Origin of the sequence: Prescottella equi, assembly GCF_020171745.1 — a bacterium.
In the GTDB taxonomy this organism is placed as follows: Bacteria; Actinomycetota; Actinomycetes; order Mycobacteriales; family Mycobacteriaceae; genus Prescottella; species Prescottella equi_A.
Window position 1 is genome coordinate 86,624 of the sequence record NZ_JAIVAH010000017.1, and the last position, 15,677, is coordinate 102,300.

Sequence of the window (15,677 nt, forward strand, 5' to 3'; positions counted from 1 at the left end):
TCCGGCTGGTTCGTTGGTTGCCCGCGGCCGAGTCAGCTGGTCAGGAGGGCACGGCGCTCGGCCCGGCGAATCGCCTGGCGGTCCGGGTCCGGGACGGGCGAGGCCAGCAGGAGTCGTCTGGTGTAGGCATGTTCCGGGCTCCGGGTGACCTGGTCCGCGACTCCCTGCTCGACGATCTCCCCGTGGTACATCACGGCCACGCGGTGGCTGACATGCCGCACGACATCGAGGTCGTGCGACACGAAGAGATAGGAGACACCGGTCTCCCGCTGGATCTGGAGGAAGAGGTCGAGAACGTGCGCCTGGGTGGACAGGTCCAGTGCGCTCACCGGCTCGTCGCACACGATCAGTTTCGGGGCGAGTGCCAGGGCTCGTGCGATTGCCACGCGTTGACGTTGTCCGCCGCTGAACTCGCTGGGCAGGCGACGGATCGCATCAGCCGGTAATCGGACCTGGTCGAGTAGTTCGCGCACCCGCGCCGTCGAGTCTCGACGTGATCGACCGCGGAGACGGAGAGGTTCGGCGAGGATGTCCCCGATCTCCATCGCGGGATTGAGCGAGGTGTACGGATCCTGGAACACGACCTGTAGGTCGCTGCTCAGTGCCCGCCGCTGCCTGCGGGAAGCGTGGCTGATGTCTTTGTCGCCGAAGACGATGCACCCGCTGGTGACCGGCGCGAGCCCCAGGACGGCGCGGCCCAGGGTCGTCTTGCCCGACCCGGATTCCCCGACCAGCCCGAGCGTCTCGCCCTCGCGAATCGAGATGCTGACGTCCTTCAGAGCGCGAAACGGCCTGGCCCGGAATCCCTTACCTGGATACTCCACCATCAGGTCGGTCACGGTCAGGAGTGCGTCCGGGGTTCGGGTGGTGCCGGTCGTGATCGTGTTCGCGGTCATGCCGCGTCCTCCTCGGCTCCGGGGGTGACGAGCATGGTCATCGGTTCCTTGCCCTCGAGCGTCGATGCCAGCAGGAGCTGGGTGTAGCGCTGGGACGGGTCCCTCAGGATGTCGCGGACCGGCCCCTCCTCGACGACACGTCCGTTCTTCATCACGATCACGCGGTCGCACAGGTCGGCGACGACTCCGAAGTTGTGGGTGACGAGCACGACCCCCATCCGTAGCCGCCCCTGGAGATCGCGGAGCAGGTCCAGGATCTCGGCCTGAACGGTGACGTCGAGGGCGGTGGTGGGCTCGTCCGCGATGATCAGGTCGGGGTCGCAGCTGATCGCCCCGGCGATGAGGACGCGCTGCGCCATGCCGCCGGAGATCTCGTGCGGGTAGGAATCGAAAGCCCGCTGTGGATTCGTGATGTGGACGTCCGCGAGCAGCTGCAGGGCACGTCGCCTGGCTTCGGCCTTCGAGATTCCGAGAAGGCGGATCATCGGAGTCGTCAATTGGTAACCGATGGTGAACGCCGGGTCCAGGTTGCTCATCGGCTCCTGCGGGATGTACGCGATGCGCCGGCCACGGAGCTTCGTGAGCTGGTCCTGTCGGACCTGATCCTCGCCGGGGACGACCGTGTATTGCCCGTCGAACTGGATGGAGCCGGCGACGACGAGTGCGTTGCTCGGTAGCAGTCCCAGGATGGAGAAGGCAGTCTGCGACTTGCCGGATCCGGACTCGCCCACGATCCCGAGGATCTCCCCGCGGTCGACGTGGAAGGAGACGTCGTCGACGACTCGCTTGATCGAACCGTCGGCCTGGGGGTATCCGACGCCGAGGCCGGTCACCTTGACCAGGTGATGCTCCGTGCCCGCCGGGACGGGCGGAACCTCGCCGTCCCGTCGTCGAGAGCCGTTGGCCACCTGTGGTTCCGGGCGACGTGCGCGCTTCCCGTGGCGGGTGGGCTTGTCGCCGTCCTCGAGCGCGTCCCGGAGAGCGTTCCCGAGCAGGACCAGTGCCCCGATCGTCAGCGCCAGCGCGAGCGCCGGCCACACCAGGAGCATGGGTGCGAGGTAGACGTTCTTGAATCCGTCGCTGAGCATGACGCCCCACGTGGATTTCGTCGGGTCTCCCAGCCCCAGGAACTCCAGCCCGGACTGGATGCCGATGGCCACGCCGCACACGGCGGACGTCTGGATGATGATCGGTGCCCGGACCGCGGCGAGGATGTGGCGAGCGATGATTCGCGGATCGGACAGTCCGGATACCCGGGCAGCGTCGACGTAGAGTTCGTTGCGCACGGCCTGGACGGCGGTTCGGGTGAGTCGAAAGTAGCTCGGGCTGATCAGCACACCGAAGGCGATCATCGAGATCCAGATGGACGGCCCGAACGCCGCTCGGATCGTCATCAGCACGATCAGCCCCGGCAGGCTCATGAGGATTCCGACGGCCCAGTTGGACACGGCATCGAACTTGCCGTCGAAGTACCCGGCGACGAGGCCTGCGGGCAGGCCGATTCCGATGGCGACACCGGCGCAGAGTGCGGCCGAGAGCAACGTCATCCGCGCGCCGTACAGCAGGCGGCTCCAGGTGTCGCGGCCGGCGCTGTCGGTTCCCAGGATGTTGACGCCGTCCGGGCCGGCGAGTGTCTTGCCGATGTTGGCGGCGTCTTCGTCGAACGGTGCGAGGACGCCGGCGAAGAGGGCCAGGAGTGCGATCGTGGTGAGGACACCGACAGCGATGACGCCCAACGGATTCGTGAGCAGGCGTTTCACGACCGTGGAGCGGACGACGGTACCGGACTGTCCGATCCGAGCCGAGGTCACCGATACGGATTCGGTCATGAGACACGCACCTTCGGGTTGAGCCAGCCGTTGAGGATGTCCACAGCGAGGTTGACCACGATGACGACCGCGACCGTGTACATGACGATTCCCATCACGATGGGCAGGTCACTCTGACTCGTCGCGGTGACGGCGAGCGGGCCGATCCCCGGAAGCGCGAAGATCTGCTCGATGATGACGACTCCGCCCAGCATCCCGATCAGCTGCAGGCTGAGGACGGTGAGACCTGTCGGCGCCGCGCTGCGCAGGACGTGGCGGAACAGGATCTCGCGCTCGTCGAGACCACGACTGCGAAGCGTGCGGACGTAGTCCTTCTCGAGTTGCTTGATGACCGCGCTCCGGATCTGCTGCGCACCCGCGGTGACTCCACTCAGGAGCAGGGCGAGGACCGGGAGCGTCATCGACATGGCCCAAGCCTGAATCCCTGCACCGGGAACGATCGTGCTGGTGGCCGGGAACCAGCCCAGCCGGATCGCGAGGAAGGTGACCAGGACGACTGCGACGACGAAGCCCGGGACGGAGTTTCCGGCGACCGCGCCCACCTGGACGATGCGGTCGACCCATCCGCGCTTCACCGCGGCCGTGACCCCCAGCAGTGTCGAGCAGATCGCGATCAGGATCATCGCCACGACAACCATGACCATGGTGACCGGAACCCGGTTCGCCATCGCGGCGGTCACCGGCTCCGACGTGAACCACGAGCTGCCGAGGTCACCGCGGAACGCTCCGGTCAGCCAGTCGACGTACCGGCCGAGGATCGGTTGGTCGAGACCCAGCTCGGCTTCCTTGGCCGTGACCTGCTCCGGAGTGGCCTGGTCGCCGAGGATGTTCCGGGCGATGCTGCCGCTCGAGACGTACAGCAGCGCGAAGGTCAGTGCCGAGACCGCGAGCAGTACGACGAGTCCGCTGCCGAGCCGCCGGAGGACGAATCCCGTCATCGGCCGTCCCGCGGCTGGTAGTTGTAGATCGACGGCACGGCCTGCTGGATCTGCGGTGTCACGTCGACCTTGTCGTTGTGGTAGTACATCTGGTTCACCCGGTACAGAGGAGCGAACCAGGCCTGTTCCACCACGTATTCGTTGACGGCCCGTGCCGGCGTCGCCGAGTCCGACCCGCCGTTGCGGACCGCCTCGATCAGCCCCTCCAACTCCGGGGACCTCGTCTCGAACGGGTTGTACAGCGCCGTCGGCGCCACGAGTTGATTGATCGCCACCCACGGTTCCCCCTGGAACAGCGAGAAGTAGAGGGAGGTGTACTTCTGCGCCGCGATGTCGGCGGAGATTGTGTTCGCGATCGCGGCCCCGACCTCGAGCCGGATACCCACGTCCGCGAGTTGTTGCTTGACGACCGAGATCTCGGTCTCGAACTGGGAGATGGCCGGAACCTCGATGGTCAGGCCCGATGCGTAGCCGGCTTCCGCCAGCAGCGCCTTCGCCTTGGCCGGATCGTAGGGGTACCGGTTCTCGAGCGCCTCCACCCAGGCGCCGCTCTCCTTGCCGAACGGCTGCGAGGTGGGTGTGCCTTCGCCCAGCACCACCTGGTCGAGAATCGTCTGCCGGTCGAACGCGTGGTTGATCGCCTGACGCACGCGGACGTCCTTCAGCGCCGGGTTGCGGGTGCCGTCACGGTCCAGCAGGAGCAGGCCCTGCCAGTCGACCTGATTGATCGCAGCTTCCAGGCCGGCGCCCTCGGCCTGCTTGCTGGCCTTGGGGGACAGCAGGGTTGCGTCGACCTGCCCGGAGACGAGGGCGTTCGTGCGGGCCGTGATGTCCGGCAGCACTTTGAGGGTGATCTTCTCGTAGTGCTGCAGGTCCTCGTTCCAGTAATCCTGGCGGGCGGAGAACACGACCTGCGCGCCCTTCACCGATCCGCCCTTGTCCAGGGTGTACGGGCCGGTTCCTACCGGATCGGTCTGGATCCCTTCGTTCTCCAGTGCCTTCGGGCTGCCCATCAGCCCGGCCGCCTGGCTGAGGTAGTACGTCAGCGCCGGGTCGGGAGCTCGGAGGGTGATGGCGATCGTGTCCGTGTCCACCACCGTGATCTGTTCGACGGCCCCGAGCTGGGCCGTCTGGGGGCCGTTGGCGGCCCGGAAGCGGTCGAGGTTCGCCTTGGCCGCGGCAGCATCGAACACGGTTCCGTCGCTGAAGGTGACCGCGGAACGGAGATCGACGGTCAGCACCGTGCCGTCCGCATTGTAGTTCCAGTCGGTCGCCAGCATCGGCGTGAGCGTGCCGTCGGGTTCGCGCAGGATCAGGGTGTCGTAGACGGCCTGGAACGGCACCAGGGCGTTGCCGACGCCGGCCTGAGCCGGATCCCACGAACGGACGTCGTTCAAGGCGCCCACTGTGAGTGCGGTGGAACCTGTCTGGGTGGCTCCCGCGCCCGCACCGCAGGCACTCGACGCGAGTGCTGCGCTGACGAGCAGCACGGCTGCCGCAAGCCGGGGACTCTTCATTCTGGCTCCTAGGAGTTTTCGGGAACCTCGAGGCGATGGGAGGGCGCATGCGCCCACTGGGGTGTGCTGTGCGCCACACCCTGTCGTATGCATGGGAGATTACGTTCGATTGGCAAGATTGGCAACCGGTTGTCAACATTTGTTGCACCAAAGAGGGCGATTTCGAAACTGACTCTGTCAGTGAAGTTTTGATCGGCGAGCGGTACCTGTCCCGGCTGTTGCCGGCCGGTCGGAGCGGGGGTCAGGACACCTCGCCCAGGGCATCCGGGTAACTCATCCGGTAGAGGTCCTTGACTATGCGCAGGGACTTCTCTGCTTCGTCCGCGCCGATCCAGAAGGGTTCGGCGTCGTCCAGGCGATCGTAGAAGTCCCGGATGAGCAGTTGATGGGACGCACCCCAGTAGGTGCGGCCGTCGGCCGCGGGTGCTCGGTCGGAGACGACCTCCCTCTTGCCGTCTCGATACGTCACCGTGAGATCGTCCCCGAGGTGCAGGCTCGCCTTCTCGGTCTCGATGTCCAGTGTCACCGGGGCGTTCGTGGCGTTCGCGAGCGTCGCGAAGAAGACGCTGCGGATGCCGCCGGTGTGCTCTGCCACGAACTCCGCTGTGTCCTCGACGGCGATGACATCCGCCAGGCGCCGGGTCGAGGTTCGCCCGTCGACCGAGACGATGTCCCCGACCAGCCATTGGAGCAGATCCACGGTGTGGATCGCCTGGTTCATCATCAGTCCGCCGCCACCCTCGGCCCAGGTGCCGCGCCACGGCCGGTTGCGGTAGTACTCCGGTGTGCGGCTCCACATCACGGTTGCGGAGGCGCCCAGTATCGCGCCGAGCTCGCCGCCGTCGAGCAGGCCGCGCATGGCCTCGACGGTCGTGTTGTACCGGTTCTGGAAGCAGACCGCGATCCGCGCCGAGCTCCGCTGTGCTGCGGCCACCACCCGAGCGCCCTCGGCGCGGGTGTGCGCCAGGGGTTTCTCGACCAGCACGTGGATGCCGCGGTCCAGACAGTCCACTGTCATCGATGCGTGCAGATGGTGTGGTGTGCAGATGTGAACGACGCCGGGGTGAACCGTGTCGAGCATCGTCCGGTAGTCCGAGAACGCTTGCACACCATGCCTTTCGGATGCGGCGTGAAGACGTCTCGGGTCGGTGTCGCAGACCGCGACCAATTGGGTGTCCGGGGTGGAGGCCAGGGCCTCGAAGTGGACGCTCGAGACGTCCCCGCATCCGATGACTGCGACTGTCGGCATTTTCGCTCCCTGTGACGATTCGTTCTGTTCGATCGAGATGTTCCGGCCGGCGCTCATGCGAGAGTGACGCCGCGGGCCGTCGCGAGGGTGGCGAAGGCGCGGGCAGCGTCGCCGAACGCGGCCGGGCCGGAGAACCCGCCGAGCTCGTGGGCGCTGGCGAGATGCGGTTCGAGGGAGGCGAAGCCGCGGTAGCCGTCCGCGGCGAGCGCGGCGATCGTCGCGTCCAGTTCGCCGTCCCCCGCACCCGCCGGCACGACGTCACCGGTGGTCGCCAGCGCGTCCTTCACCTGGAAGTAGGCGAGGTACGGACGAAGGAGGTGGTATCCGTCGGTGTAGGGCTTGACGCCGACCTGTACGAAATTCGCGTTGTCCCAAGCGACTCGGAGTGCGGGGGAGTCGACGGCCGTCATGATGTCGAGGACCCGTTCGGGGGTGTCGCCGTAGATACCCTTCTCGTTCTCGTGCAGCAACACGACGCCTGCATCCGCGGCAACGGCGGCGAGGGCGTGCATGCGTTCGAGGACCGCATCGCGAACGTCGCAGTGGCTCCGGTTGGGGCCGCGGTAGAAGGAGAAGATCCGGATGCTTTCGGAGTGCAACGCCTTCGCGACGGCGATGACCCGGCGAAGGCGTTCGACCTCGCTGCCTACGGGCAGCTCGACATCTACCTTGCCGATCGGGCTCGCAATGGCGGAGACCGTGAGTCCCTTGTCGTCCAGGATCTTCCGCAGCCGAGCCACGTGGTCTGGCGACATCTCCGCGACGTTGACACCCCAGGCGCTGCGTACCTCGATGTGGGAGGCTCCCAGTGCGAGGAGAACGGCGGCCTGGACAGCTGGATCCGGATCGATTTCGTCACCGAACCCGGACAGCTTCCACGACGTACCCTGATCCATTATGGGTGCCCTTTCAGTGGCAGGGAGCATCTCCGCTCATGGCGGCCGCATGACCCAGGTCACACGTATGCGATTTCAGGAACGGTAACGGTAGACCGCATTCGTGGCAACCGGTTGCCTCAATCTTTCACGGAGATTCCTCGGCGTCCACCTCGAATGTGAGCGGCTCGCGACCGGCTGGCTGGTTGCGAGTGGTTGGCATGCAATCCGACGCCGAATGTGCGGTAGTGGCAGGCCGGCACCAGATCACGATCACGCCGAGCGCGATCGTGCTGGGGACCGCCCATCGGGTGTGTTGCAATGGGTGCCCTTCGGCGACGGTCTGAGTCGGCGAGGCAACGGGCACCATTGTGGAACGCCTGCACGGGGGCGCCAGGAGGTGACCCTGCCGTCCAGATGATGCACTCCTGCAATTAGTTCGGAGCATCGACCGATCGGCCGGGTGGAGGGAGATGGGGCCGGCCACCTCGGGCCTCGAGTGGGCGCCCCCTCCGGCGGAACCGGAGGTATGACGGGTCGCTACACCATGCCGATACGGTGACAGTCGCATCGTCGAGTTCGGTACATGAGTTCGTACTCGGCAATCGGGAGGCGACGGTGTCCCGCCGAGGGATCGTTGTGTCGTGCGGTGGCGAGGGCGTGGCAGATCGGTACGGAGGTCGCCCTTGTCGGGGATGCGCATGTCGGTGCGGCGGTCAGCAGGTCGCGGCCGGTCTCTGCTCTCGAAGCAAATACCCGAGCAGCACCAGCATCGGCACACTCCAGATCCAGTAGCCCCAGCCGAACAGCATGAGGGCCACGTGGAAGGCGATTGCACCGATCAGTCCGATCCGGGTCCAGCGACCACCCGCTAGGACCAGAACGCCGATCGCGAGCTCGCCGGCCGCGACGACGAGGCCCCAGGCCGCCGGGTGCGCCATGAAGACGTCCCGCCACGCCGTCCGGACGAACGGCAGGTACGACTGGTCGGCGAAGGGGCGGTACAGCTCGGCGTCGGCGGCGACGATGCCGACGTGGATGCCGGCGGTGAACACGAACAGCCCACCGACGAGTCGGCGGAGCAGGTCCGCGGTCCGGCTCACGGCACGATGACGGCCCGGCCGCGCAGCGTTCCCGCCGCGAGCCGGCGGTACGCTTCGATGCCGTCGTCGAGTGCGAACCGCTCGACCGCGATGTCCAGGACACCCTGGTGCGCGAGGTCGATCAACTCGATGAGTTCGCTGCGCGAACCCCAGTACGGGGATGCGACGTTCGTCTCGTAGGCCCCGGTGAAGAAGCCGACCCGGGCCGCGGACTTCCCGTCGCCGAGACCGACGATCGTGACGTCGGACCCGACACCGGCGACGGCGGTCGCGACGTCCAGCGTCGGCTGGATGCCCACGAAATCGAGGACCAGCGCGGCACCGGCCCGGCCGGTGATCTTCCGGACGTTCGCGGCGGCGTCGGCGTTCGACAGCACGGTCTCGTGGGCGCCGACCTCGCGCGCGAACGCCAGCTTCTCGTCGGTTACGTCGAGGGCGATGATTCGGGCGGGCGACAGGTGTCGGAGCAGTTGGATGCCGACGTGTCCGAGCCCGCCGGTGCCGATCACGACGGCGTAGGAGCCCGCGCGGAGCTTGCCGAGCGACCGTTTGATCGCGTGGTAGGGGGTGAGACCGGCATCGGTCAACGGCACGGTGGTGACGGGGTCGAGATCACCGATCGGGACCAGGTGGCGGGGCGAGTCGACGATCATGTACTCGGCAATCGCACCCGGTGCGCCGAGCCCGGGTGGGGCGATGCCGAGTTCCCTTGCGCGGGAACAGTAGTTCTCGAGGCCCTGGGCGCAGTGCCAGCAGCGTCCGCACCCCCACGGCCCGTACACGACGACGTTGGTTCCGATCTCGAGGTCCGTGACCCCGGCGCCGACGGCGGCCACTCGGCCGGCGCCCTCGTGCCCGAGCGTCATCGGCAGGTCGTAGCCGAACTGCTCGGCGGGGAGGCTCATGACGAACTCGTCCGAGTGACACACGCCCGCCGCGGTGATTTCGAGTAGCACCTCGCCCGGTTTCGGCTCCGGCGTCGGAATCTCGACGAGTTCGGGTTCCGCCCCGATTCGGGTGTACTGGATCGCCTTCACGCTGGACTCCTTCGATGGGCACTCGCGGTCGAGGACGTGTCGCGTCTCGAGCATCGCACGGATCCACCGACTCGGGGGACAGGTGCCGTCCTCCGGCGTTAGGTTGCAGTGCATGGGGGACTCGACATCGGATCCCGAACGCCTCTACGGCCGTCTGTCGGAGCGGGCGCGACTCGCGCTGCTGCGCAATCCGCAGGGCTTCGTACCGCCGGAGTTCATCGGCCAGGTCATGAGCGTCTGCGGTGACGACAGCGTCTGCTACGTGACTTCCGACGACGAGGTCCCTCACTTCGCGATCTTCCAGGGCGCCGTGTCGGACTACCTGTTCGCCCGCCGTCAGGATCTCGACTGCTGGTGGGACGCGCTGGAACCAGGCCTACGCCGCGCGCTGGCCCGGGGACAGACGGTGTTCGACTCGTCCCTCGTCGACAGTGACTATGTCACCCTGCGTCTGGCCGGCGCGGACCTGAGGTAGTTCCCGGCGATTCATCGGCCTTTCCCGCGCTCTCCGCGTCTACGGTGAAGGCGCGGATCGTCGGCGGCGAGCACGATCCGGAAAGGTGTGATGGCGGGTGGACGCGCGGGAACCGGCGGATCGGTGGCTGCGGAGCTACCTCACGACGACGCTGACGCAGGACGCACTGAACCTCTTCCTGTCCGGTCTCGAGGAGTCGTTCACCGCGGATGTTCCCGAGCTTGCCGCGGACGCAGAGCTGCAGCGAGACCTGCGGGCCGCCGTGCGCAGTCAGCTCGGTGCCTTCCTGGGGGCAGCCGGACCGTCCGCCGACGGACCGGCCGAGGCCCCGGTCTCGCTGGAGGCCCACGCACTCGCCCGCACCGTCGCGCAGCGAGGACTGGAGCTGCGGGTCCTGACGCAGCTCTACCACGCCGGGCATCGCGCCATGCTCTCGTTCGCGACCGCGTTCCTCCAACAGGAGGAGCTCGACCCTCAGTTCAAGCTCGAGGTCCTGACCACGATGTGGTCGCAGACCAGTGAGTTGCTCAACGCGATGCTCGACGAGCTCGCCGTCACCTACGCGGACGAACGAGAACGGTTGCTGCAGGGCGCTTTCGCATCCCGTGTGACGACGGTGCGCGAAATACTCGACGGTGGTGGGGGCGTCGCGCAGTCGTCCGGACTGCTCGGCTATCCGTTGCGGCTCACGCACACCGCCGTCGTCGCGTGGGTCGACGACTCGACTCTGTTCGCCGGCTCCCTCGACAAGGTGATGACCCGAATTGCCGGCGGCAGGCGAACGCTGTCGGTGCCGTCCGGGGCGCACGGCGTGTGGTCGTGGATCGCGCACGACGGCGCCGCCGCGTGGGTGATCGACCGGAGTCTCGTGCCTGACGGCGTGCGACTCGCGGTCGGTGATCCCGGACTCGGGATCGAGGGATTTCGCACCAGTCATCGCGCGGCGCTGGCGGCGCAGCGGATCGCCGAGGTCGGCAGGCGTCGGGAGGTCGTGACCGGCTACGCGGACGTCGAGCTGGCGTCGATGCTGTCGACCGACCCCGATGCGATGCGCGCGCTCGTCACGCGGGAGCTCGCCGGTCTCCTGGGCGCCGACGCTGCATCCGAGCGGCTCCGGGACACCCTGCGCGCCGTGATGGGCTGCAACGGCAACCTCGAGGCCGCCGCCCGCCGTCTGGGCATTCACAAGAACACGGTCCGGTACCGCATGCAGCGGGCGGAGGAGATCCTCGGCGGGGACATCCCGGCGAGACGGCTGAAACTCGAACTCGCGTTGGAGTGTTTCGACACTTTCGGAGGGTGAGTACTTCTACGGCATCCCCGTTGGAGGCCTGATGAAGGAATCAGGCTTCACCAGGCCCAACCGGGTTGCCTGGGAGATGGCTTCCTGTCGGGAGTGCACGCCCAACTTCCGGTACAGCGATCTGACTTGTGTCTTCACCGTATTGATACTGACGTAATGGTGTCTCGCGATTTCCGCGAGCGTTCTGCCGGCGACCAACGAGGCGAGGACGGCATGTTCCTGTCTCGTGAGTCCGACGTCGGGCGTAATCGGCCGGAACACTGCAAGGTTCGCGGTCAGGGGATCTGCATCCACAGGCAGATCGACACCGAGATCGGCGATGCGCCGCACCATGGACGGATCGAGCAGTGCGAACGGGCGCACCAGGTTGTGGCGGCGGGAGAGGGCAACCGCGCGGTCCAGGTGTCGTGCGGCGCCCACCGGGTTCTTGTTGGTGGCGGCTGCGGCGGCGCCGATCACTGACAACTCCGTGGACTCCCGGACGGAGCAGCGGACATCTGCCCAGTGCTGGTCGGCCAGTCGCTCGGCGGCGTGTGGTTCTGCCGCGAGGAGGTGTATCCGGGCACGGGCTGCGGCAGTTCGTGGGTGACTCGATCGATCGACCAGTTCTCGTGCCGAATCGATCTGGCCGATGGCCAGATAGAGGTCCGCACGGACGGCGTCGAGGATCGGCCCGGCCGCAGAGCCCTCCCCGTGTAGGTCGGGGTATCGCTCGAGGTGATGGAGGATCGAGCGCAGCCCGTCGGCTGGTGTACCGGCGATCAGCGCGTGCTGCCCGACGGCATACAGCACGTGGGCCCAGTACTCCTCACGATCGCTCGGGGATCCCAGATCCGTCAGGACGGCGAGGGCGGCCGTCGGGTCGAGTCGATCGAGCGCGACGAGCGCTGCCGCCACCATCCCGGCGGTCCGCACGAGGTGCTCGCTCTCCGCCGGCAGCGGCGGATGACGTTGCTCCTCGTCCAACCACCGCTGGGCGTCGGAGGCCGCACCGTCCAGCGCGTAGCTGAGAGCAAGCTTGCCCGCGGCGTCTCGTTCGACGAAAGTGCCCGCCCCCGCACGGTGAGCTCGGCGGAACATCGTGGTCGCGTCGTCGATCCGGTCGACCAATTGATACGTGATCCCGATATGGAGGTAGAGAAACGCGTACGCGTGTCGCTGGGAGTCGTTCAGCTCGTCCAGGATCGGCACGGGTGCGGACGCGAGCTCGTCGCACAGGCCGGCCGCTTCGACGAGGCCGCCCTCGATGCGCAACGTCATCACACGCATCATCACCTCGGCGGGCCCGGCGGACGCCTCGAGTGGCGGTTCGTGCCGGGCCGCGACGACCGGGACGTCGCGGGGCGCTGCGAACTGGCGATGCATGCGGCGAATCGCGATGACGGTGGGGTGATCGCGCGCGATCTCCTCAGGGATGCGCTCGACGAACGCCTCGTCGAGCGTCGCGAGGAACCCGCCGGTGTACAGCGCTGTCCAGTGCTCGCTGACGATGTCGAGTACCCGGTGCCAGTCCTCACCGTCGATGGCGATTGTCAGTGCGTTGTGAGGATCGCCTCGGTCGAGCCAGTGTTCGACGAATGTGGCTCGGGCGCGTCGTAATTCGTCTCCATGGTGCAGGGCGGTGATGCGTAGTAGGGACTTGCGAACCGGCTCGGGGAACCGGCACGCCGGGGCGTCGGAAGTCGGCTGCTCGACGACTCCGAGTGTTTCGAGCGCGAGAATGGCATCCGCTCCGTCTGTCACGCCGGGAAGCGTTGCCACAAGCTCGGGGCCCAGGGGGACCGCCGCGGCGGCGAGGCCGGCGAAGGATCTCGACGCGGCGAAGGCGTTGTCGGCGAGGATGATTCCTTCGATCGATCGATCCACCGCTCCGGCGACGATGTCGTCGGGATGCGTACCGGCTTCTGCGCTGTTCTCGGCGTCCGCTCCGAGCCCGTCGACCAGTGCGGCCAGGCCGCCGGTCTGCCTGGTCATCCATTGCGTCCACCGCAGTTCGCGCGCGATCCCGCGTCGGTGGAAGTACGCGGACGTCTCGTCCTCGGTGAAAGCCAGCTCATCGGGGCCGATCACCGTGGGGCGGTGGTGCCCGTCGAACTCCTCGAGCCGTGACCCGCTGTTGCGAGTCGTCATGATGATCCGCAACTCGGCGTTGCCGGACAGGAGGGCGCGAGCGCCCGTCTTCACGCCGTCGCGCAGTGGGACCCCGTCGAGCACGAGCAGTACCGGGTGGTCGAGGCCGGCGACATGCGTGCTCACGGATTCGAAGCTCGCCCCGTCGTCCCCGGCACGGTCCGTGCGTCGTATTCCGAGGTCGGTCGCGACATGTTGCCAGTAGGCATCGGAACTGATGTCGGCGCTCGGGGCGCTGACGGAGACGACCTTCCTCTCGGGCGCTGGATCGGTCGCCAGCCACGAACGAACCAGCGACGTCTTTCCCGCGAACCGGGATCCATGGACGACGGTCAGGCGCCTCGAATTCGCCAACAAGGAGAAGAGTCGAGGTCTCGGCAGAAGCGGATCTGGCTGATCGTGAGGCGGAAGCACTCGACTCTCCGACGGTCATTGCGGTACTGGATGGCCCACAGGGAAGTAGCTGCTCGGCGCGAGCAACCTTGAGGCTAACAGCCTTGTTGATCTTGATTGTGGGGGCGTGGCAACGGCTGCGAGAGCTGCCGCTTGTCGGCTTGCCCGTATCGTGCCCACGCATGACCAGCGCCCATTGGTAACAGCGCGCCGAGCCCAGTGGATCGTCTTCCACCTCCACGAAGTGGCCATGGTCGTGCTGCCCATGCTGCGCCCCCTTCGCCTGCTGCGACTCGTCACGCTCCTCTGGGTCCTCCAGCGATCCATCGGAACCGCATTGCGAGGAAGAGCCGTCACCTACGCTGCTGGTGCGAGCTTGTCCTCATCCTGATCGGGTCGCTCGCGATACTCGACGCCGAACGACCGGGCCCCGACTCGGTCATCACTACGTTCCACGACGCATTGTGTTGGGCCACTGCCGCCTTCACGACCGTTGCATACTCCGACTACGCCCCGTCACACCCCGGGGTGACTCATCGCTGCGGCCCTGATGCTGGAGGGGACCGCACGTCTCGGTGTCGCCACCGCAACCCGCGCATCGTGGTGGGCTCAGCGAATCGGTGAGGAAGGAGAAATCAGCCAAGCCGCAAAATGAGTCGAGATCGCAACGCTCAATGAAGAACTCGTGCAGCTCCGGACTCAACTTCGAGTCAGGCGCGTCACGGACGCGGAACCAATCGGAACGCGGCGCTGGGTGTACGGGCGAGTTGTCGTTCGGCGACAATCCGGTCCGCGGGTGCCGGTCACTCGAAGTATCTGGCGTGCAACCTCTTCGAACCCGGTCGCGCTCGCTTCCCTCTCTGGAACTGAGGGTTTGGGTGCACTTCCGGCCATCTGCCGGGGTGATCATCTGTCATCTGGAGACGTCGAAACGGCCTTCGGGAATCGGTTTGGAGACGCAGAGGTGTGGTGATTCGGCTGCTTACACGGGCGGCATGGTCTGGCTGCCCGTGACGATCCAGCGCAGGGCCGTGTCGATTGCGTCCCCGAGCGGGCCGAGGGTTCTGCCGTAGAAACCGTAGTCGAGTCCCATGATTGCCTCCTACAGCGTGTTGTACCAGGTGAAGATGGCGCGCAGTGCCGCCCCGAGTGCTGGTCCGAACCAGACGTCGTACGTCATCTCACATTCCGCCTTTCAGCCTGGCTACCAGGGGAGCCTTCCTCCCGTGGCGATCCAGTAGACGACCAGATCGATCGCCTCCCCGAGGGGGCCAAGAGTCCTGCCGAAGAATCCGTAGTCGAGCATCTTCGCCTCCTCCTATTTACAGTTCTGGACGCTACTCAGCCGGCAGGGCGCCTTAACCCGAGCCCACCGTCGTTGCTCGTCATTGAAGAACGGCGGCCACATCAGCCAGAAGAACCAAGGGAAATCCAATATCAGCATCTATCTACCGGCAGGTGGCCGTCAGCCAGCAAGGCGCGTTGTCGGTGGCCCACTGCCAATCCCACTCAGTGAAGAACGGCGCTGGCATCAGCCACACGAACCACGGCCAATCTCCGCCCATGTCGATCACCTCCTATCAGTGCAGCGGGGTGCCAACCATCACAGCACCCGATCCACGCGAGAAACGCGTTCGTCATCATGCCTAGCCATGCCCAATCCATCTCAGGTCATCTCTGATCCATCACGAACCCGACAACCCGCCCAGGGATCCACGCCTTTCGCCTCCATCTAGACGGGCCAGTCGTACGGACAAGTCGAGAGTCCCTAGGGTTGGCACGGTGTGATTGCGCGTAGCCGTTCCCTCGATGCTGGGGGCCAGTTCATCGTCCACCTCCATGACTGCAGGTTGACTACGTTCGTCTCCTTCGATACCTAGCGGCAATCTTCGGCCCAGCTGAGGAGTCGGCACCGAGTGTTCGATGAGCATC

The 15,677-nt window shown here is 66.5% G+C and carries 11 protein-coding genes; 2 read left to right on the plus strand and 9 right to left on the minus strand.

Annotated features, from left to right (window positions below):
* Nucleotides 1-32 precede the first annotated feature (32 nt).
* The 8 genes from LCL87_RS14015 to LCL87_RS14050 all read right to left on the minus strand — a co-directional run bounded on the left by LCL87_RS14015 (nt 33) and on the right by LCL87_RS14050 (nt 9,444).
* On the minus strand, nt 33-896 hold the full coding sequence (locus LCL87_RS14015) for an ATP-binding cassette domain-containing protein (protein WP_225020567.1): 864 nt from the start codon (nt 894-896) through the stop codon (nt 33-35).
* A complete protein-coding gene (locus LCL87_RS14020) occupies nt 893-2,725 on the minus strand; it encodes a dipeptide/oligopeptide/nickel ABC transporter permease/ATP-binding protein (RefSeq protein WP_225020569.1) in 1,833 nt (610 codons plus the stop codon). Before LCL87_RS14020 ends, LCL87_RS14015 begins: the two co-directional genes overlap by 4 nt.
* The gene (locus LCL87_RS14025; RefSeq protein WP_225020571.1) at nt 2,722-3,663 is read right to left on the minus strand and encodes an ABC transporter permease; all 942 of its coding nucleotides are present in this window, start codon (nt 3,661-3,663) and stop codon (nt 2,722-2,724) included. The genes LCL87_RS14020 and LCL87_RS14025 overlap by 4 nt, the downstream gene beginning before the upstream one ends.
* The gene (locus LCL87_RS14030) at nt 3,660-5,180 is read right to left on the minus strand and encodes an ABC transporter substrate-binding protein (RefSeq protein ID WP_225020573.1); all 1,521 of its coding nucleotides are present in this window, start codon (nt 5,178-5,180) and stop codon (nt 3,660-3,662) included. Before LCL87_RS14030 ends, LCL87_RS14025 begins: the two co-directional genes overlap by 4 nt.
* A gap of 241 nt (nt 5,181-5,421) precedes the next feature.
* On the minus strand, nt 5,422-6,429 hold the full coding sequence (locus LCL87_RS14035) for a Gfo/Idh/MocA family protein (protein WP_225020575.1): 1,008 nt from the start codon (nt 6,427-6,429) through the stop codon (nt 5,422-5,424).
* A gap of 53 nt (nt 6,430-6,482) precedes the next feature.
* Nucleotides 6,483-7,325, minus strand: coding sequence for a TIM barrel protein (locus LCL87_RS14040; RefSeq protein WP_225020577.1), 843 nt, complete (start codon nt 7,323-7,325; stop codon nt 6,483-6,485).
* 695 nt (nt 7,326-8,020) lie between these two features.
* Entirely contained in the window at nt 8,021-8,407 is a 387-nt protein-coding gene (locus tag LCL87_RS14045; RefSeq protein ID WP_225020579.1) for a hypothetical protein, read from the minus strand.
* Entirely contained in the window at nt 8,404-9,444 is a 1,041-nt protein-coding gene (locus tag LCL87_RS14050) for an NAD(P)-dependent alcohol dehydrogenase (RefSeq protein WP_225020581.1), read from the minus strand. Before LCL87_RS14050 ends, LCL87_RS14045 begins: the two co-directional genes overlap by 4 nt.
* 112 nt (nt 9,445-9,556) lie before the next feature.
* Between LCL87_RS14050 and LCL87_RS14055 the strand changes: the two genes are divergently transcribed.
* Nucleotides 9,557-9,919, plus strand: a complete 363-nt coding sequence (locus LCL87_RS14055; RefSeq protein ID WP_225020583.1) for a hypothetical protein — start codon at nt 9,557-9,559, stop codon at nt 9,917-9,919.
* Nucleotides 9,920-10,016: 97 nt separating this feature from the next.
* On the plus strand, nt 10,017-11,222 hold the full coding sequence (locus LCL87_RS14060) for a helix-turn-helix domain-containing protein (RefSeq protein ID WP_225020585.1): 1,206 nt from the start codon (nt 10,017-10,019) through the stop codon (nt 11,220-11,222).
* A gap of 6 nt (nt 11,223-11,228) precedes the next feature.
* Here LCL87_RS14060 and LCL87_RS25885 read toward each other — a convergent pair whose 3' ends face one another.
* Nucleotides 11,229-13,478: a LuxR C-terminal-related transcriptional regulator gene (locus tag LCL87_RS25885; RefSeq protein ID WP_225020587.1), complete on the minus strand. Its 2,250-nt coding sequence runs from the start codon at nt 13,476-13,478 to the stop codon at nt 11,229-11,231.
* Nucleotides 13,479-15,677 lie beyond the last annotated feature (2,199 nt).

Coding starts and splice junctions, on each gene's coding strand:
- LCL87_RS14040 (WP_225020577.1), bottom strand. CDS start 7,325: ATGGATCAGGGTACGTCGTGGAAGCTGTCCGGGTTCGGTGACGAAATC.
- LCL87_RS14015 (WP_225020567.1), bottom strand. CDS start 896: ATGACCGCGAACACGATCACGACCGGCACCACCCGAACCCCGGACGCA.
- LCL87_RS14020 (WP_225020569.1), bottom strand. CDS start 2,725: ATGACCGAATCCGTATCGGTGACCTCGGCTCGGATCGGACAGTCCGGT.
- LCL87_RS14035 (WP_225020575.1), bottom strand. CDS start 6,429: ATGCCGACAGTCGCAGTCATCGGATGCGGGGACGTCTCGAGCGTCCAC.
- LCL87_RS14025 (WP_225020571.1), bottom strand. CDS start 3,663: ATGACGGGATTCGTCCTCCGGCGGCTCGGCAGCGGACTCGTCGTACTG.
- LCL87_RS14030 (WP_225020573.1), bottom strand. CDS start 5,180: ATGAAGAGTCCCCGGCTTGCGGCAGCCGTGCTGCTCGTCAGCGCAGCA.
- LCL87_RS14055 (WP_225020583.1), top strand. CDS start 9,557: ATGGGGGACTCGACATCGGATCCCGAACGCCTCTACGGCCGTCTGTCG.